Origin of the sequence: Burkholderia sp. PAMC 26561 (assembly GCF_001557535.2) — a bacterium.
GTDB lineage: Bacteria > Pseudomonadota > Gammaproteobacteria > Burkholderiales > Burkholderiaceae > Caballeronia.
In genome coordinates this window covers 1915596-1932791 of record NZ_CP014306.1, presented here as the reverse complement: position 1 = coordinate 1932791, position 17196 = coordinate 1915596, and the positions used below count along the sequence as shown (strand labels likewise).

Sequence of the window (17196 nt, the reverse complement as noted above, 5' to 3'; positions counted from 1 at the left end):
ATTTATTTCTGAGCGAAACTCTTGGAGAACAAGGTCGCCGGGGATTCAATCATCCCCATCATCGTCGTCACTATCATCGGTTGCCGGAGATGCCGGCAGACCATACAACTTCACCAGCTCCGCCTTGAATCCGGCGAGCGGCTTGCCCTGCTCATCGACTGATTTGAATACCGATGCCAGTTGTGTCGGCCAGTCGTGCAACTCGGTCGCGAAAATCTTCAGCCTCGCCATGGTATCGAGCGCGTCCTGATCCTCGCCGGCCAGCGCTTGCAGCACGGCGTATCGGCGCAAGACGGTTTCGCCGGGCAACAACGCGATCGCCTGATGGTGCATATCGAGCTTGCTGGCAAGATCCTGACCATTCATGGGCAACAGCGTCGCCGCACCATATTCACCCCACGCGCGGAACAGGATAGACGGATCCGCCGCGTACTGCTCCGCCGGCCGGGCGCCGTAATACAGCACTTCGGCGCGGTTGTAATCGCGCAGGACTGGATAAAGCGAAAGCAGCCCGAGCACGACCAGCGCCGCATAAAGCCCGTAAGAAAACGAACGCGATACCAAACGCAAAGGCCGCGTCTCCAGCAAGCCGAAGATCAGCATGGCGGGCATCAGATAAAACATGTACTGCTGCGGATATTCGACGAGCGCGTGCATCATCAGAACACCCAGCAACGCGAGCCCAAAAATCCGCGCCGGCGTATGCGGCGCGCGCAGCACGCGCACAAGCCAGCCAATGACGCCGAACAGCACGATCGCCAAGCCGAGCAGGCCGGTTTTCGCGAGCAGATCGATGAAGATATCGTGCGAATTATTCGCGATCTCCACGCCGCCAAGTTCGCGCACGAACTCGAACTGGTGCAACGGGAATTCGCCCCAGCCCACACCGAGAAGCGGATGCGTCAGGAACATCGTCCAGCCGTATTTCCACAGCGCAAGCCGGGGAGCGATCTGGTTCGCATCCTGCATGCGCTCCGCTGCCGACTGCCCCAGGTCGAGTTGATAACGCACATTCGCCCAGCGGATCGCGCCGTTCACCGCGAAGAACAGCACGAGCAAGACGACGGGGATCAACCATGCGCGCGCCTTGCTGCGGGAAGCATCACTCGCAGGCGCGTCGGGATCATCGGCGGCGGTCGAGCGGCCCTGGATCAACGCCATCCACAAACCGGCGACCACGATCACGCCCATCTGCAACCACGGTCCACGCGATACGGTCAGCGCCAAACCTGCAGAAAAAATCGCCGAAAGCACAAGCCACGCAATCACCGGCAATCGCCGCGTCTGCACGAGATAAAGCGCGCCCGCCGTCGCGAACGCAATATAAGTGGCAAGGTGATTCGCCTGCGCCATGTTGCCGAACGGCCGGCGCTCGACGGTTACGTTGTACGCCACCACGAACGGCGAAAACTTCGATTCCATGTGAAAGAGCTGCACGACCTGGCAGAACACGGCAAAGAGGCCGCCGACAATCAACGCCGCCGCGCCCCATCGCAACGCCCGCTCGGCCATTCCGGCGCGCACGAGTCCATACCCCGTATGCACCGCGATAAACGACGCCAGCAGATACCCGCCGCCGAGCCAGTTCATGGATGGCTGCGCGACCGGCAGCACGACCGTCTGCACCACGAGCAACAGCCCGAGCACCAGCGGCATCAACGCGATGACAGGCGTCGCGAACGCTATACGCGGCTCGGACAAACGCACGACCAGCGCCATGGCGGCGCCGAGCGCAAGGAACAGCCCGAGCGCGCTGTACTCCGCGTAGAACGTCGGAATGGGATACGTGTGGTTGACGACCGCGTACGGAATCGTCAGCGCCAGACAGAGGACGGCAAGAGTAAGGTAGCGCGCGATGTTTGAAGGCATGAGGGGTCGGGAACGTCGGCAACCGGCGCACTATACAAAAAATTACTCATGCTGTGCGGCGACGTGCATGAAATGCGCCGAAATCGCTGAGAATCGTTTGAAATTCGTGGCGCTTTCGGCGAAACAAAGAAGCTGACCGCAATCTGCGTGCTCGCTCGATGCGTCACTGCAGCGATTACGTTTGCTTGCGGTCAGCCTTTCAGCACCGTCAAACCAGCATAGTCAAATCAAGCGCGGCACTCAGGCGGTGCGAGATTGGGTGGCAGAGTCGGCGCCTCAGATGGCAGCGGACCCGCACCCGGCGCCGGCAACGACGAAGCCGTTTTCGTTGCCGCGAAGCACTCCCACGTAATCGATCCGGCCTGGACCGAGCCCTTCGTCAGCACCGTGCGCGCGGTCGGCGCGTCGGCATTGTCGGGCGAAGATGGTACGAGCACGATAGTGTTCTCGCCCGCGGGCGCCACGCGCGTGGAATACGCGATCGTGATCTGGCCGTTGTCGTCATTCACGTGAATGGACTCCACGTTGCGCGTTCCCGGCGGGGTGGAATATCCGCCGCCCAGATCCGACCCGCTCGCAGCATTCTCAGCCACAGCCAGACGCGCCGACGACGCCAGCGACAAACCCTCTCCCACCCGGCTACGCGCCAGGTAATCCTGATAAGCCGGGATCGCGTAGGCGGCGACCACACCCACAATCGCCAGCACGATCATCAACTCGATCAGCGTGAAACCTCTTCCTGAGCGCTTTTTCTTCCCGCGCGCCCACGCTCGTCGAAACCACGACTTGCCTTCCTTGATGCTCTTGAACCCGCACACCGCTACTGTCATCGCTGAACTCCCAAAAGATCGAAGCGTCTGGCTGCGTAATGCAATCCAGACGCTTCGATCTTATTGAGCCCTGCGAGCCGCCGGCAGTCAGCCAAACGGCTAACGTTCGGCGAGAAAAATCAGTGCGCGGCCTTCGATTCCGTGGACTGCACGCGCCTGCGAAAGAACCAGCCGACAGACAGAACAAGCACCGCGCCGGCGACTTGCGCGGCATACTCGGCGCTCGGGACGTTCAACGTAGGCCATCGATCGATGAACGGATCATTGATGATCAACCCACCCGCAATCCACCCGAGCAATCCGGCGCCCAACGCAATCACGATCGGGAATTTATCGATCAGCTTGAGTACCAGCGTGCTGCCCCACACAATCAGCGGAATGCTCACCAGCAAGCCGAAGATCACCAACGCAAGCCGATGCTGCGGGTCGGCGGCCTCGGCGGCGCCCGCGACCGCGATCACGTTGTCGAGGCTCATGACGGCGTCGGCGACGATGATGGTCTTGATCGCGGCCCAAAGCTGATCGTAGCGTTTCACGTTCGGATCACTGTGATCCGGCATCATGAGTTTCACGCCGATCCACAACAGCAGCAGGCCGCCTACGAATTTAAGGAAGGGAATACCGAGCAGCACGACCGCAAACGCGATCAGCACAACCCGCAGGACAATCGCCCCGAGCGTGCCGAGCAGCACGCCGCGCGTGCGTTGCTGGTCGGGCAGGTTGCGCACGGCAAGCGCGATGACGACGGCGTTGTCGCCTCCGAGCAAGATATCTATGACGATGATCTGAAGAACAGCGCCCCAATGGAGGGTGGCGAAAAATTCGAGCATGAAAAAACCGGTGAGCGACAGCGACAGAAAGCACGCGAAAAAAAAGCGGGGAAGCCTTAGCTCCCCCGCTTTTATAACCGACGCGTTACGAAAGGCTTACACAAGCATAGCAAAGCCCCGCGTTTCCTGTCGATCAGCCGTTCCTTAAAGCATCGCCTTCAACAAACGCGCCATTTCCGACGGGTTCTTCGTGACGGTGATACCGCATGCTTCCATGATTTCCAGCTTGGCATCGGCAGTATCCGCACCGCCCGAAATCAGCGCGCCTGCATGACCCATGCGCTTGCCGGCCGGAGCCGTGACGCCCGCGATGAAGCCAACCACCGGCTTCTTCATGTTGTCCTTGATCCAGTAAGCGGCGTTTGCTTCGTCCGGACCACCGATCTCGCCGATCATGATCACGGCATCCGTGTCGGGATCGTCGTTGAACATCTTCATCACGTCGATGTGCTTCAGACCGTTGATCGGGTCGCCGCCGATACCCACCGCCGACGACTGGCCGAGGCCAATAGCCGTCAACTGGCCAACTGCTTCGTACGTGAGCGTGCCCGAACGCGACACCACGCCAATACGACCCTTGCGGTGAATATGACCCGGCATGATGCCGATCTTCAATTCGTCCGGCGTGATCGTGCCCGGGCAGTTCGGTCCGAGCAGCAGCGTCTTGCGATTTTCGCGACGCATACGGTCCTTGATCTCGAGCATGTCGCGCACGGGAATACCTTCCGTGATGCAGATGGCGAGATCCAGATCGGCTTCGACCGCTTCCCAGATTGCAGCAGCGGCGCCAGCCGGCGGCACGTAGATCACCGAAACGGTTGCACCCGTTTCAGCCTTCGCTTCCGCGACGCTTGCGTAGATGGGGATGCCTTCGAAATCTTCGCCGGCACGCTTCGGGTTCACGCCCGCAACGTATGCCTCACGGCCGTTCGCATACTCGCGGCAAGCGCGGGTGTGGAACTGGCCGGTCTTACCGGTGATGCCCTGGGTAATAACCTTGGTGTCTTTGTTGATCAGAATCGACATGGTGTGACCTCTGTTCGTCAGCGCCGCTTTTCACCCGCGCGCCTTGTTTCAAGCCGCGGCGAGGCGAATAAGCGCCGCCTTTCGTGTCTGGTGGAACGCTCGTAATTGCCGGAAAAATCCTCGCCCTTACTTGCCCTCGGCTGCCGCGACGACCTTCTGCGCAGCTTCTTCCATGCTGTCGGCCGCGATGATCGGCAAGCCTGAATCCGCCAGCATCTTCTTGCCGAGATCTTCGTTCGTGCCCTTCATGCGCACGACCAGAGGAACCTTCAGCGACACAGCCTTCGACGCTTCGATCACGCCTTCCGCGATCACGTCGCAGCGCATGATGCCGCCGAAGATGTTCACGAGGATCGCCTTCAGGCCCGGGTTCTTCAACATGATCTTGAAGGCTTCCGTGACCTTTTCGGTCGTGGCGCCACCACCCACGTCGAGGAAGTTGGCGGGCTCGCCGCCGAACAGCTTGATCGTGTCCATGGTCGCCATTGCCAGACCTGCACCGTTCACCAGGCAGCCGATGTTGCCATCGAGCGAGATGTAGGCCAGATCGAACTTCGACGCTTCCACTTCAGCCGGATCTTCTTCGTCGATATCGCGATACGCCACGATGTCCGGATGACGGAACAGCGCATTTGCGTCGAAGTTGAATTTGGCGTCGAGTGCGATCACCTTGCCGTCGCCCGTGACGATCAGCGGGTTGATTTCGGCGAGCGATGCGTCCGTTTCCCAGAATGCCTTGTACAGGCCTTGCAGGATGGCGCGTGCTTGCGGGATCGATCCTTCCGGAATGCCGATCTTGCGCGAGAGATCGTCGGCGTCCTTGTCCTGCAGACCCGTCGACGGCTCGACGGCGAACTTGTGCAGCAGTTCCGGCGTCTTTTCCGCGACTTCTTCAATGTCCATGCCGCCTTCGCTCGAAGCCATCACCACGACTTTTTGCGTGATACGGTCGAGCACGAGGCCGATGTACAGTTCCTTCTTGATGTCCGCGCCTTCTTCGATCAGCAGGCGGTTCACCTTTTGGCCTTCAGGGCCGGTCTGGTGCGTGACGAGCTGCATGCCGAGGATCTGGTTCGAATATTCGCGAACCTGGTCCAGCGTCTTTGCAACCTTCACGCCGCCGCCCTTACCACGACCGCCAGCGTGAATCTGAGCCTTGACGACCCATACCGGGCCGCCCAGCTCTTCAGCGGCCTTGACCGCATCGTCCACCGAGAACACGGGCTTGCCGCGCGGGACCGCGACGCCGAACTTCCGCAGGATTTCCTTTCCCTGGTACTCGTGAATCTTCATGCGTGATTCCTTCAGTCTGAGAGTTGGATTGAACTTCGAATGGTTGAATACGAAGATTTACGCCGAGCAATCTATCCGGCAGCGATGACAAACGTCGCCGGACTCATGCTGATTCTGCTGATCTTGCTGGTATTTCGTGGTCGGCCAGTTCTGGTGAACCTGCTCACGCTGGATTCGCTGAGCTGGCTCAAGTGCGCTCCCGGTCTTTCGGACTGTCCTTTTCCACGATGCGTGCAGTTCCGTCCGGCGCGTTTCTAGGCGCGTGACCGAACCAGCGTGGATAGTGATGCCGGACAGCGTCGCCGTCGAAACGCAAAGCGTTGCAACGGCCGAGCTGGAAAGGCGGTTTGTCTGTGTCGGCTGCTGTGCTGTTCGCCCCCGAATTGTCCGATGACTGTCCGGGCGAGCCGCCCTTTTCAGTGTTCCATACTTCGCCCGCGAAAGCCTGGATGGCGGCGGTGGGAAGGACGGCGCAGAGTTCGGTGAGGTGCGTGCAACCGGTCGTGCCGGCCAGCAGGCGGCTGGATTCACGACGGAAATTCTGTACGAGATTGAGGCCGATAAGCGCGCGATATGCCGGGTTCGACGCTGAACACAACTGGCCATACGGCGCCCAGTCGGAAGCTGCTTCGGCTTCGACGATAGCGAACGTGCGGTCGATAGTGATGCGCAGCCAGAGTTCATGGATCGGCAGGCCTTGAGGCCGGACGCCCGACGCGAGTTTGACGTCGCGCGGCTTTTCATCAGTTAGGCAGGCCTCTATGTCCCACAAGCCATCGTCACGCTCAAACGCTTCCATTCGAATCGCGCGGCGATGGCGCAACTGACGGGAAACAGGCGGAGAAAGCGGCATGTGTGGAGAAAGGCCGGATGGGAAAACATACGGATTTTACCATACTGAGCATTTTGAGCCGGACCCAGTTGCCGGAAGGCCGGATACTGCTGATTCAGGGCTGCTTTGTGCTGGTTTTGCCGGTTGCGAGCACTATTCGATGCTGAAATCGTCGTCGCTGGCTTTCAGGACTTTCATGATCACGCCGCTGGTGAAACCGCGGGTGGCGAGGAAACGCGCTTGTTTGGCGCGGTCGGCCGGGGTGATTGGCAGCTCGCCGTATTTCTTGCTCCACACGTCGCGGGCGCGGGTGAGTTCGGTGTCTTTTAGCGCTGCGTTTGCGTCCTGGATGAGTGTTTCATCGATGCCATTTCGCTTCAACTCGCTCACGATCCGGCTTGTGCCCAGCTTGGCGCCGCGCCGGTGAACCACGCTCTCGACGAATCGCTCGTTTGAAAGCCAGCCTTCGCGCTCAAGGGCGTCGAGCAGGGTTTCCAGCGAGTCGGTTTCGGTGACGTGCGGGGTGAGTTTGCGCGATAGCTCTGCGCGGCTGTGTTCGCGGCGGGATAGATAGCCGAGCGCTCTACCGCGCAGCGAGAGTTGTGGGCGTTTGCTTTTAGCGTCACCCGCTGCCGGTGGTTTGCCTCGGCCCGGGGTTCCGCGGGTGTAGACGGAGTCGGCGTCTGAGATTGGGGCTTGCACGCTTGCCGCGCTGCTGACGACCGGAACGCATTGTTCGAACGGCTCAAAAGGATCGGCGGGTTCGAACTCTCCCGTGATGGCTGCTCGATTGGAACCCGCAGCAGCGTTTTTTGCAGATGCCGCCTGCGTTTGAATAACCGCTCGATCAAGTAAGGCGCGGGCCTGCTTCAATCGATCGTTTGCGTCTGCGGCGTTCGCTTCGGTTTGCTGTTTCGCCAGATCTGCTGCATCGGAATCGGATTTGCCCCCGGTCGATTTCTTGGCAAACCCGCTTCTGCGACTTGTCGCGCGTTCGGTCGACCGTTCGAAAATGTCTTCGCCGTCTGCAGGTTTCGTGGCCGCCTTCCCGCCGAACGATGATTTGCGCCCGCTTGAACCACCGTTTCCGAATTTTTTATCGCTGGAGCGTTCGTAGACGTCGTCCGATTCGCCCGTCGATGCCTTCGCATTAGACGACCGCCCTAAGCCCCCGCCGCCAAACGAGCTGCGTTTCTTCGGAAACGCACGGTCGCTCGACCGCTCGTACACCGGCTCGGCTTCATCCGGCGACGCGTTTTCACTGTCAACGGCAGCGCTCGCTGCGATGGCCTCCGCTTTCGACGTTCCAGGCGAAAGGCTCGAACGGCTTCCGCCTCCGCTTTCGCTTTTGCCGAAGCTGCTTTTCCTGCCGAAACTGCTGCCGCTGCTTTTACTGTTCGAAAAGCTGCTGCCCTTGAATCCGCCGCTGGTTTTATCGCCGGCAGCGCCACCGCTCTTGCTAAAGCTGTTCCCAAATGAACGACGCGCCGGTGCAGATCCCTCCGCACCAGCGCGTTCGCTTGATGCTGCGCGGTATCGATCGCTGCTTCGTTCGTAGCGATCAACCCCTTCCTCAGCGTCGACGCTTTCGCTGTCATCGCTTACGGAATTCGGGCCGTCCGGATCGTCCTTTACGTCTTGCTCCGAGTCACGACTCGCGTCGCGACCGGCCTTCGATCCGAACCGGTTTTTGCGCAGCATCTTCTTTACCGCCTACCACTCATTCTTCGTCAGCGACTTCGGCAACGCCTGGCAGTGACTCAGCCATTGCATTGACGCCCAGCGACTCGCGGATCTTGTTTTCGATCTCACGCGCCATTTCCGGGTTCTCACGCAGAAATTCACGTGCGTTGTCCTTGCCCTGACCAATCCGTTCGCCGTTGTAGCTGTACCAGGCGCCAGCCTTGTCCACCAGCTTGGCCTGCACGCCCAAGTCGATGATTTCGCCCTGACGCGAGATGCCTTCGCCGTAAAGAATGTCGAAGATGGCTTCGCGGAACGGCGGCGCAACCTTGTTCTTCACCACCTTCACGCGCGTTTCATTGCCGATCACTTCGTCGTTCTTCTTGATCGAACCGATACGGCGAATATCCAGACGCACCGATGCGTAGAACTTCAGCGCATTACCACCCGTGGTGGTTTCCGGATTGCCAAACATCACGCCAATCTTCATGCGGATCTGGTTGATGAAAATCACCAGGCAGTTCGTACGTTTGATCGTGCCGGTCAGCTTGCGCAGTGCCTGCGACATCAAACGTGCTTGCAAGCCAGGCAGTGAATCGCCCATTTCGCCTTCGATTTCAGCCTTCGGCACCAGCGCCGCAACCGAGTCGATCACGATCATGTCGATGGAACCCGAGCGCACCAGCGCGTCCGCGATTTCCAGCGCCTGCTCGCCCGTATCCGGCTGCGAGATCAGCAAGTCCGACGGGTTCACGCCTAGCTTCTGCGCGTAGCCAATGTCGAGCGCGTGTTCCGCGTCAATAAATGCCGCCGTACCGCCAAGCTTCTGCATTTCAGCAATCACTTGCAGCGTCAGCGTGGTCTTGCCCGACGATTCCGGACCGTAGACTTCAACAACGCGTCCGCGCGGCAAGCCGCCAACGCCCAGGGCAATATCCAGTCCGAGCGAACCCGTAGACACCACCTGGATGTCTTCAATGACTTCGCCGGCGCCGAGTCGCATGATCGACCCCTTGCCGAATTGCTTTTCGATCTGCGACAGCGCGGCGGCCAGCGCCTTGCTCTTTTCCGCAGACATCCCGCCCGGGCCTTTCTTGCTATCTTCCATGAATCGTCCTTTGCTATGATGAACGGCATCTGGCGCATGCCCGCGGACTTTTGCTCCACTGGGTGCACTGCTACAGACACTGTATAAAAAAACAGGTGTTTTTGCAAGTGGGTTCAGCGCGCGTAGTTTCAACACCACGCCTTGACCATGCAAGCGCACCACAACACCTGGAGACCGCCGCGCCGGGCGAATTGCGGTGCCGGCAATGCCTTTTGCGCACACTACGATGCGAATACTCATTGCCGAAGACGACAGCATACTCGCGGACGGTCTCGTTCGATCACTCCGCCAATCGGGGTATGCGGTGGATCACGTCAAGCACGGCGTGGAAGCAGACACCGCCCTTTCGCTGCAAACTTTCGACCTCCTGATCCTCGACCTGGGCCTGCCCATGATGTCCGGTCTCGAAGTCTTGCGGCGCCTCAGGGCCCGCAATTCCCAGATGCCCGTGCTCATCCTGACAGCCGCCGACAGTGTCGACGAACGCGTCAAGGGCCTCGACCTCGGCGCCGACGACTACATGGCCAAACCGTTCGCGCTGAACGAACTCGAAGCCCGCGTGCGCGCCCTCACCCGGCGCGGCGCCGGAGGCGGCCCGACAGTCGTCAAACACGGCGCGCTGTCATTCGATCAGGTCGGGCGCATTGCGTCTATCAACGACCAGGTCATCGAGTTGTCGGCGCGCGAACTCGGCGTGCTCGAAGTCCTGCTGCAGCGGGTTGGCCGGCTGGTATCGAAGGAACAGCTCGTCAACCACCTTTGCGAGTGGGGCGAGGAAGTCAGCAATAACGCGATCGAAGTCTATGTCCATCGGCTAAGAAAAAAATCGAGCCCGGCGGGGCGCGCATCATGACCGTTCGCGGGCTAGGCTATAGCCTTGAAAAAGCCGTTGCACCAGCGGCCGCTCCGGTCGCGTCAGGACCCGCGGACGCCGGCCCGATGGCATCGTCCAGCCCTCACTACAAGTAACCACATCATGGGCTCGCCCGCTACTTCCAAGCGTGCCGCCCAGGCGTCGCGCGAGTCGCCTCACCCGTTGCAGCACCCGTCGCCGGATCTGCTCGATGCACCCATTGCAGACCCCGACGTGTCTCGTGACGCGCGTTACGCCAACCCGTTCGCGCCGCCCGACGAGCTCGAGCCCGACGGCGAACCGGCGCCGCGTTCGCTGTTCGGCGAGATTCTCGACTGGATGCTCGCGCCGCTATTGTTGCTGTGGCCAATGAGCATCGCCGTCACATATCTGGTCGCCAAGTCGATAGCCAACGGGCCGTTCGACCGGGCGCTCGAAACCGATGCCTACGTGCTCGCCCGGCAAATCCAGCCTGTCAACGGCGTAGCGGAATTGCGTCTGCCGAACGCCACGCGCGATTTCCTGAGGGCGGATAACGTCGATAGCGTCTTTTTCCAGGTGCTCGGAACACGAGGCGAACTCGTGGGCGGCGACGCCGACATGCCCCTTCCCCACGACGATGACCGGCCGCAGCCCGGCATTGTGGAATTTCGTGACGATGTACTGCGCGGCAACGATATCCGCGTCGCCTACACCACGGTCGAATTGCCATCATTGCAGCAGCCGGTGCTCGTCCAGGTGGCCGAGACGCTCGATAAACGCAGCCAGTTAGCCAACGACATCATCAAGGGTGTGATCCTGCCGCAGTTCGTGATTTTGCCGCTGGCTATCGTGCTGGTGTGGTTCGGGCTGTCGCGCGGGCTCGCGCCGCTGCATGCGCTGCAATCGAATATCCGGGCGCGCCGTCCTGACGACCTTTCGCCGCTCGAAGCGAGCCGCGCGCCGCCGGAAATCGCGCCGCTGGTGGCATCGTTCAATGACTTGCTCAACCGGCTCGAGCAGAACATGGAGCTGCAAAAACGCTTCATAGCCGATGCCGCCCATCAAATGAAAACGCCCCTCGCCGGCTTGCGAACCCAAGCCGAGCTGGCGCTGCGGCAGGACGTACCCGCAGAAGTCCAGCGTTCGCTGGAACAGATCGCGACAAGTTCCGAGCATGCGGCGCGGCTCGTCACGCAACTCCTTGCGCTTGCTCGCGCAGAAAACCGGATGACCGGGCAGATTTTCTCGCGCGTCGAGCTCACCGATCTTGCGCGGCTTGCCGTGCGCGACTGGGTGCAGGCGGCGTTGGCGAAGGGCATGGATATCGGCTATGAAGAACCGCCGCATCCGGTCGAGGTCGAGGGCAACGTGGTGATGCTGCGCGAAATGCTGTCGAATCTTATCGATAACGCCATCCGCTACACCCCGCCCGGTGGCCGGATCACGGTCCGCGTGCGCACCGAGGATTCGGACACGCGCCGCGTTTATCTCGAAGTCGAAGACACGGGCTTGGGCATTCCAGTGGCGGAAAGAGCGCGCGTGGTGGAGCGGTTTTACAGGATTCTCGGACGTGAAGGCGATGGCAGCGGATTGGGCCTGGCCATTGTCAGGGAGATCGTGACGATGCACCGTGGCACGCTCGACATTGAAGACCACGTGTACAGCGAAGCGCCCCGAAAGGCGGGAACGCTTGTGAGAGTAGGCTTACAGCGGGTTTATCCTGCCCGGGACAAACCCTGAGCGATTGCTTGATCGCAAAGCCGACAATATAGAAATTAACGTAAATTAGCCCGCAAATAACGGTCAAATGATTAAAAATAGCCGACGTTCGACCCGGTCGCCATCGCGATCTCAAAAACCACACACCCCTACCCAGTCAGAACGCCGTAAGTTTTCACTCCAATAATCGCTGCACGGTGCCGCCATGCGCGGGGTGCCATTCAAAAATCAAGATCAGGAGATGATTCATGGCGACGGTCGAGGGACGCATTTCCCACGCACCGATGACAAGCGAAGAACGGCGCGTGATTTTCGCGTCATCGCTGGGCACGGTGTTCGAGTGGTACGACTTCTATCTGGCGGGCTCGCTCGCCATCTATATCAGCAGGACCTTCTTCTCGGGCGTGAACCCGACAGCCGCCTTCATCTTCACCTTGCTCGGCTTCGCAGCGGGTTTTGCCGTGCGTCCGTTCGGTGCGATCGTGTTCGGCCGTCTCGGCGACATGGTCGGGCGCAAGTACACGTTCCTTGTGACCATCGTGATCATGGGTTTGTCGACGTTCGTGGTCGGCTTGCTGCCCGGATACGGGACCATAGGTATAGCGGCGCCCGTGCTGTTCATCGCGATGCGGCTGCTGCAAGGCCTCGCGCTCGGCGGCGAATACGGTGGCGCGGCGACTTACGTTGCGGAACATGCGCCCTCCAACAAGCGCGGCGCGTGGACGGCGTGGATCCAGACCACGGCCACGCTCGGCCTGTTCATCTCGCTGATCGTGATCCTCGTGGTGCGCAGCGCCGTTGGCGAAGACACCTTCGGTGCGTGGGGTTGGCGCGTTCCGTTCCTGGTGTCGATACTGCTGCTCGCCGTCTCCGTCTGGATTCGCATGAAGTTGCACGAATCGCCGGTTTTCGAGCGCATCAAGGCCGAAGGCAAGACCTCGAAAGCGCCGCTAACCGAAGCATTTGGTCAATGGAAGAACCTGAAGATCGTGCTGCTCGCGCTCTTCGGCCTGACGATGGGACAAGCCGTGGTCTGGTACACGGGCCAGTTCTACACGCTGTTTTTCCTGACGCAGACGCTGAAAGTCGATGGCACCAGCGCCAACATCATGGTGGCGGTGGCGTTGTTGATCGGCACGCCGTTCTTCCTGTTCTTCGGGTCGCTGTCCGACAAGATTGGCCGCAAGCCGATCATCATGGCTGGCTGCCTGATTGCCGCGCTGACGTACTTCCCGCTCTTCCACGCGCTCGCTCACTACACGAACCCGACGCTCGAAGCCGCGACCATCAAGTCGCCGATCACCGTCATTGCCAATCCCGACGAGTGTTCGTTCCAGTTCAACCCGGTGGGTACATCGAAGTTCACGAGCTCCTGCGATATTGCCAAGAGCGCGTTGTCGAAGGCCGGCTTGAACTACGAGAACGTGGCCGCGCCGGCCGGGACGGTCGCGCAGATCAAGGTGGGCGACACGGTGGTGAACACGTATGACGGCAAGGCCGCCGATGCGAAGGTCCAGGGCGCCGCGTTCGACAAGACGCTTGCGGGCACGCTGAAGTCGGCGGGATATCCGGCGAAGGCTGATCCGGCGCTGATCAACTGGCCGATGGCTATCGTGATCCTGACCATCATGATGATCTACGTGACGATGGTGTATGGGCCGATTGCCGCGATGCTCGTGGAGATGTTCCCGGCGCGGATCCGGTATACGTCGATGTCGCTGCCGTATCACATTGGCAATGGCTGGTTCGGCGGGTTTCTGCCGGCTACGGCGTTTGCTATCGTGGCGGCCAAGGGGAATATCTTTTCAGGACTGTGGTACCCGATTGTGATTGCCGTGGCCGCGTTCGTGATCGGGATGCTGTTTGTGAAGGAGACCCGGGGGACGGCGGTTTATGACTCGGATTGATCGTCCAGCGGCGGCGGATAGCACTGTTGCCGCCTAACCCACTTTGTCGATAGGAATCAGCTTGGAAGGGGTTGACAGGTTTTGCAACCCTCTTCATAATCTCGATCTCTTGGCGAATTAGCTCAGCCGGTTAGAGCGACGGAATCATAATCCGCAGGTCCGGGGTTCGAATCCCTGATTCGCCACCAAGTTGTAAGAAAAAGGCTTTGCGGATAACTCCGCAAAGCCTTTTTTGCGTTGAACATCCAAGATCTTTTGTCGCGGTTACCGCATTTGGCAAAGTCATCTTTTTCGATTGTTTCTATCAGCCCACCGTAACGAATATGCGTCAATGCGACGCACTAATCGCGAAATTTTCAGTCGTGCGTCAATTCTCTTAACGTCACCAAAAGTAAAAATTTGCGACTTGACGTCAAACCTCCGCACAGCGTTATACGATCATGCCCGTCGCTGAATTTGCGATGCACTGATGTTGAACGCTAGGAGGACTGATGAAGCCAAAGGTATTTATAAGTTCGTCCCGAGAAGGGATCCCGATTGCTAATGCAATCCGTACAAATCTAACTCGGGAAGCAGAGTGCACCGTTTGGAAAAGTGGTGTTTTTCAACCATCTTCTTTCGCGTTGAATAGTCTAATTGACGAACTAGACGATTCGCAGTTCGGTATTTTCGTATTTAGCCCGGACGACACTTTAATAATGAGATCCGAGCAACATCAGGTGGTACGAGACAATGTCCTCTTCAAGCTAGGGCTTTTTATCGGGCGACTGGGACATAAGCGTTATTTTTCCCTGGTTCCAGAATCAAGAGGCGTAAGGTTACCAACCGATCTTTTCGGCCTGAACTTAACCGAATATAAATCGAATCGACGCGATTCAAATCGGGTCTCAGCGGTGAACCCCTGCATGCACATCAATATTGCAGGTTATGCGCGATCAGACGCATCTAAGTGAAATCGAAATTGCTGCCCCGATTATCAGGGCTCATATCGGCGCATCAAGCGAACACGTTGCTCCGGCGGGCAAGGAGGTAACGGCAAAGATTAAGATCGAGCAATACAAGAAGTCCTTCTTACTTAAAAGTGACGATCCTGTTCACAGAGAGCTCCTTTCCGCACTCCCTTACGCGTCTTATAATCGGACGCTTCAGGGATGGGTCATCCCTCAATTCAAGGAAACTCTTGTCCGTCAAGATCTTGCTGATCTGCTTTGAATTTGACGACGCTCTTTGAGCGTCGGAGCTGGACAGCACTTTTAGTAATGGCTGTCGCTCAGTAAAGAGCACGGCCCTTTTCACTCACTGCCCGATTAAACACCCCCGCATGCGTAACATTCATCCCATGCGACGCCCCTTCAATCGTCACCCGCCTTGCCCCATCGATCCACCTTTCCAACGCTCCCACCGCATCCCGAAACATCTTCGGACTCTTCTCCCCTTCGATAAGCAGCGTAGGGCATTGCACCCTTCCCGCCGCACTTGCATCGTAAGCAGGCAAAGGATCGCGAAATTGAAGCGCCAAGGTATCGGCGTTATCCATCGCCATGGCCCGAAACTCTTTCGGACTCCGCGCCCAGAACCCGGGCCGGCTCACTGAATCGACAAACAACTCCAATCCCGCATCAACCTCACCCGCAGCAATCAACTCCGCTGCCTTCGCCCTCAGCGCATTAACAGGCGCGGGCAGCACCGTCCTCGCCCTCGCATCATCACCGGCCCGAGCCACCGCCCCACCCGGATCAGCCAGCACCAGCGACTTCACCATCTCCGGATACCGAACGGCGAGATGAAACGCCACACACCCACCCCTCGAATGCCCGACAACATTCACCGCTCCCACCCCAAGCCGCTCGATAAACTGCCCCATCTCATCAACATGGGCATCCCAGCTAAACGGCCGTAAATCCCCCGCCACCCCAAGCGCCCCTGCCCTCCCGGAAGGCCAGTAATGCGAAAGACTCGGCGCGACACATCGATACTGCCTGCCAAGCGGTCCCAACTGCGGCTTCCAGTATCGAAAGTCGCAAAGCGAGCCGTGAATAAACAGCATGACTTCCTGGTGCTCGTGCCCGGTCTGTACAAAGGGCACTTGCACGCCGTGGTCGAGCGTTGCCACATCGGGCATGGGCAAGCCAAAAAGTTGCGAGGGATCCACCCCATCCAACAGCGTCATCCGATGCAACTCCAATTAGCAAACCAACAAACCACCCAAACCCTCACTCCGGCGCCGTAGCCCGAACGGTAACCATATCGCCCATCGAGTCCTGATCATCGAACGAAGCATCCTCAACATCAGCACCCCGCCCACCGCCCAAAGGAATGGCCTCCACCGGAAACCCCTTCTTCTCCCAGGCATCCAGCCCGCCCTTCAGCGGCCGCACATTCGAGAACCCCTTCGCCTTTAACTGCCGCACGATCTGCTTGGCCGTCGCCTCGTTCGGACACACGCAATAGACCACCACCTCGCGCTCGCGAAACATCTCATCGATTTTCCCCGATGCCTGCAGATCCAGCGGCAACGCGCCCTTGATCCTGTGCGCCTCCTTGCGCCGGATCTCTTCCGGCCGGGCATCGAAAATGACGGGCGGCGCATCGGAGCGCATCATTTCATCGAGCTGCTCGGGCGATATCCGGTACTTCGCGAGCCATCGGCGAAACTGCAGGCGTCGCACCCATCGATACGCCAAGAACACCCCCGCAGCCATGCCGAGCACATCGAGCGCGGTCAGCCCATATGTGCGCACGAACACGAGCAGATCCGCGACCTCGGCCTTCAGGATCGCGCCGCCCAGCATCCAGGCCGATGCCCAGAGCGTCGCGCCCACGAAATCCCAGAACAGGAATACGCGCACATCGATCTGCGTGGTCCCAAGCATGGGCGATGAAACCAGCCCAAGCCCCGGCACGAACTTGGACAACGCGAGCAAAGGCGCCCCAAAACGCTCGAACCAATGCCGGGCGGTACGCAAGGTGGTATCGAGGGAAAGCGAGAAGCGCACGAGCGAGTTCAGGAACCGCCGGCCGTAAAACCTTCCGGCGGCAAACCAGAGAGAATCGGCGATGACCACCGCGATCACCGCAGCAGCCAACATATGCCAGAACGAAGCGAGCCCGGCCGCGACCAGCGTACCGGCGAGCACGAGCATGGGCGCGGCAGGAATGGGCACGCCGAGCTGCGTAGCGAGCACGCTGACGAACACGGCCCACGCGCCCCAGGACGACACTAAAGAGATCGGAACGTGCGGCAAAATCGTGCTCCTCGCATTG

The 17196-nt window shown here is 59.6% G+C and carries 14 protein-coding genes, 1 tRNA gene and 1 pseudogene; 6 read left to right on the top strand and 10 right to left on the bottom strand.

Translation table 11 applies throughout. The features are described 5' to 3' along the window. Window positions 1–45: 45 nt before the first annotated feature. The 8 genes from AXG89_RS09000 to recA all read right to left on the bottom strand — a co-directional run bounded on the left by AXG89_RS09000 (window position 46) and on the right by recA (window position 9471). A complete protein-coding gene (locus AXG89_RS09000; RefSeq protein ID WP_062169324.1) occupies window positions 46–1869 on the bottom strand; it encodes a PglL family O-oligosaccharyltransferase in 1824 nt (607 codons plus the stop codon). A 227-nt stretch (window positions 1870–2096) separates the two neighbouring features. Next, entirely contained in the window at window positions 2097–2699 is a 603-nt protein-coding gene (locus AXG89_RS08995) for a pilin (protein ID WP_062169322.1), read from the bottom strand. A 119-nt stretch (window positions 2700–2818) separates the two neighbouring features. Continuing rightward, window positions 2819–3529: a TerC family protein gene (locus AXG89_RS08990; RefSeq protein ID WP_062169319.1), complete on the bottom strand. Its 711-nt coding sequence runs from the start codon at window positions 3527–3529 to the stop codon at window positions 2819–2821. 144 nt (window positions 3530–3673) lie between these two features. Beyond that, window positions 3674–4555, bottom strand: coding sequence for a succinate--CoA ligase subunit alpha (sucD, locus tag AXG89_RS08985; protein ID WP_031359567.1), 882 nt, complete (start codon window positions 4553–4555; stop codon window positions 3674–3676). A 126-nt stretch (window positions 4556–4681) separates the two neighbouring features. After that, entirely contained in the window at window positions 4682–5848 is a 1167-nt protein-coding gene (sucC, locus tag AXG89_RS08980; RefSeq protein ID WP_062169317.1) for an ADP-forming succinate--CoA ligase subunit beta, read from the bottom strand. Window positions 5849–6035: 187 nt separating this feature from the next. Continuing rightward, the gene (locus AXG89_RS08975) at window positions 6036–6701 is read right to left on the bottom strand and encodes a DUF2889 domain-containing protein (RefSeq protein WP_062169315.1); all 666 of its coding nucleotides are present in this window, start codon (window positions 6699–6701) and stop codon (window positions 6036–6038) included. Window positions 6702–6833: 132 nt separating this feature from the next. Beyond that, entirely contained in the window at window positions 6834–8381 is a 1548-nt protein-coding gene (recX, locus tag AXG89_RS44320; RefSeq protein WP_119024629.1) for a recombination regulator RecX, read from the bottom strand. 19 nt (window positions 8382–8400) lie between these two features. Beyond that, window positions 8401–9471 carry a recombinase RecA gene (recA, locus tag AXG89_RS08965; protein WP_061998620.1) on the bottom strand — a complete coding sequence of 357 codons (1071 nt, stop codon included), beginning with the start codon at window positions 9469–9471 and terminating at the stop codon, window positions 8401–8403. A 226-nt stretch (window positions 9472–9697) separates the two neighbouring features. Between recA and AXG89_RS08960 the strand changes: the two are divergent. The 6 genes and pseudogenes from AXG89_RS08960 (at window position 9698) to AXG89_RS08935 (ending at window position 15144) form a co-directional block, all read left to right on the top strand. Next, window positions 9698–10440, top strand: a pseudogene (locus tag AXG89_RS08960) (response regulator). Between the two features lie 7 nt (window positions 10441–10447). After that, a complete protein-coding gene (locus AXG89_RS08955) occupies window positions 10448–12046 on the top strand; it encodes a sensor histidine kinase N-terminal domain-containing protein (RefSeq protein WP_236873321.1) in 1599 nt (532 codons plus the stop codon). Window positions 12047–12273: 227 nt separating this feature from the next. Next, a complete protein-coding gene (locus AXG89_RS08950; protein ID WP_062169313.1) occupies window positions 12274–13932 on the top strand; it encodes an MFS transporter in 1659 nt (552 codons plus the stop codon). Between the two features lie 111 nt (window positions 13933–14043). After that, window positions 14044–14120: transfer RNA gene (locus AXG89_RS08945), tRNA-Met, on the top strand. Between the two features lie 303 nt (window positions 14121–14423). Then, window positions 14424–14885: a TIR domain-containing protein gene (locus AXG89_RS44610; RefSeq protein ID WP_075358985.1), complete on the top strand. Its 462-nt coding sequence runs from the start codon at window positions 14424–14426 to the stop codon at window positions 14883–14885. Then, window positions 14860–15144 carry a hypothetical protein gene (locus tag AXG89_RS08935; RefSeq protein WP_062169311.1) on the top strand — a complete coding sequence of 95 codons (285 nt, stop codon included), beginning with the start codon at window positions 14860–14862 and terminating at the stop codon, window positions 15142–15144. The genes AXG89_RS44610 and AXG89_RS08935 overlap by 26 nt, the downstream gene beginning before the upstream one ends. 58 nt (window positions 15145–15202) lie before the next feature. Here AXG89_RS08935 and AXG89_RS08930 read toward each other — a convergent pair whose 3' ends face one another. Continuing rightward, on the bottom strand, window positions 15203–16102 hold the full coding sequence (locus AXG89_RS08930) for an alpha/beta fold hydrolase (RefSeq protein WP_082771376.1): 900 nt from the start codon (window positions 16100–16102) through the stop codon (window positions 15203–15205). Window positions 16103–16145: 43 nt separating this feature from the next. Further along, entirely contained in the window at window positions 16146–17177 is a 1032-nt protein-coding gene (locus AXG89_RS08925; RefSeq protein WP_062000701.1) for a DedA family protein/thiosulfate sulfurtransferase GlpE, read from the bottom strand. Window positions 17178–17196: the final 19 nt, after the last annotated feature.

What these genes read in the sequence shown, in the direction of transcription:
- AXG89_RS09000 (WP_062169324.1), bottom strand. Translation starts at nt 1,869, where the DNA reads ATGCCTTCAAACATCGCGCGCTACCTTACTCTTGCCGTCCTCTGTCTG.
- AXG89_RS08995 (WP_062169322.1), bottom strand. Translation starts at nt 2,699, where the DNA reads ATGACAGTAGCGGTGTGCGGGTTCAAGAGCATCAAGGAAGGCAAGTCG.
- AXG89_RS08990 (WP_062169319.1), bottom strand. Translation starts at nt 3,529, where the DNA reads ATGCTCGAATTTTTCGCCACCCTCCATTGGGGCGCTGTTCTTCAGATC.
- sucD (WP_031359567.1), bottom strand. Translation starts at nt 4,555, where the DNA reads ATGTCGATTCTGATCAACAAAGACACCAAGGTTATTACCCAGGGCATC.
- sucC (WP_062169317.1), bottom strand. Translation starts at nt 5,848, where the DNA reads ATGAAGATTCACGAGTACCAGGGAAAGGAAATCCTGCGGAAGTTCGGC.
- AXG89_RS08975 (WP_062169315.1), bottom strand. Translation starts at nt 6,701, where the DNA reads ATGCCGCTTTCTCCGCCTGTTTCCCGTCAGTTGCGCCATCGCCGCGCG.
- recX (WP_119024629.1), bottom strand. Translation starts at nt 8,381, where the DNA reads ATGCTGCGCAAAAACCGGTTCGGATCGAAGGCCGGTCGCGACGCGAGT.
- recA (WP_061998620.1), bottom strand. Translation starts at nt 9,471, where the DNA reads ATGGAAGATAGCAAGAAAGGCCCGGGCGGGATGTCTGCGGAAAAGAGC.
- AXG89_RS08955 (WP_236873321.1), top strand. Translation starts at nt 10,448, where the DNA reads ATGGGCTCGCCCGCTACTTCCAAGCGTGCCGCCCAGGCGTCGCGCGAG.
- AXG89_RS08950 (WP_062169313.1), top strand. Translation starts at nt 12,274, where the DNA reads ATGGCGACGGTCGAGGGACGCATTTCCCACGCACCGATGACAAGCGAA.
- AXG89_RS44610 (WP_075358985.1), top strand. Translation starts at nt 14,424, where the DNA reads ATGAAGCCAAAGGTATTTATAAGTTCGTCCCGAGAAGGGATCCCGATT.
- AXG89_RS08935 (WP_062169311.1), top strand. Translation starts at nt 14,860, where the DNA reads ATGCGCGATCAGACGCATCTAAGTGAAATCGAAATTGCTGCCCCGATT.
- AXG89_RS08930 (WP_082771376.1), bottom strand. Translation starts at nt 16,102, where the DNA reads ATGACGCTGTTGGATGGGGTGGATCCCTCGCAACTTTTTGGCTTGCCC.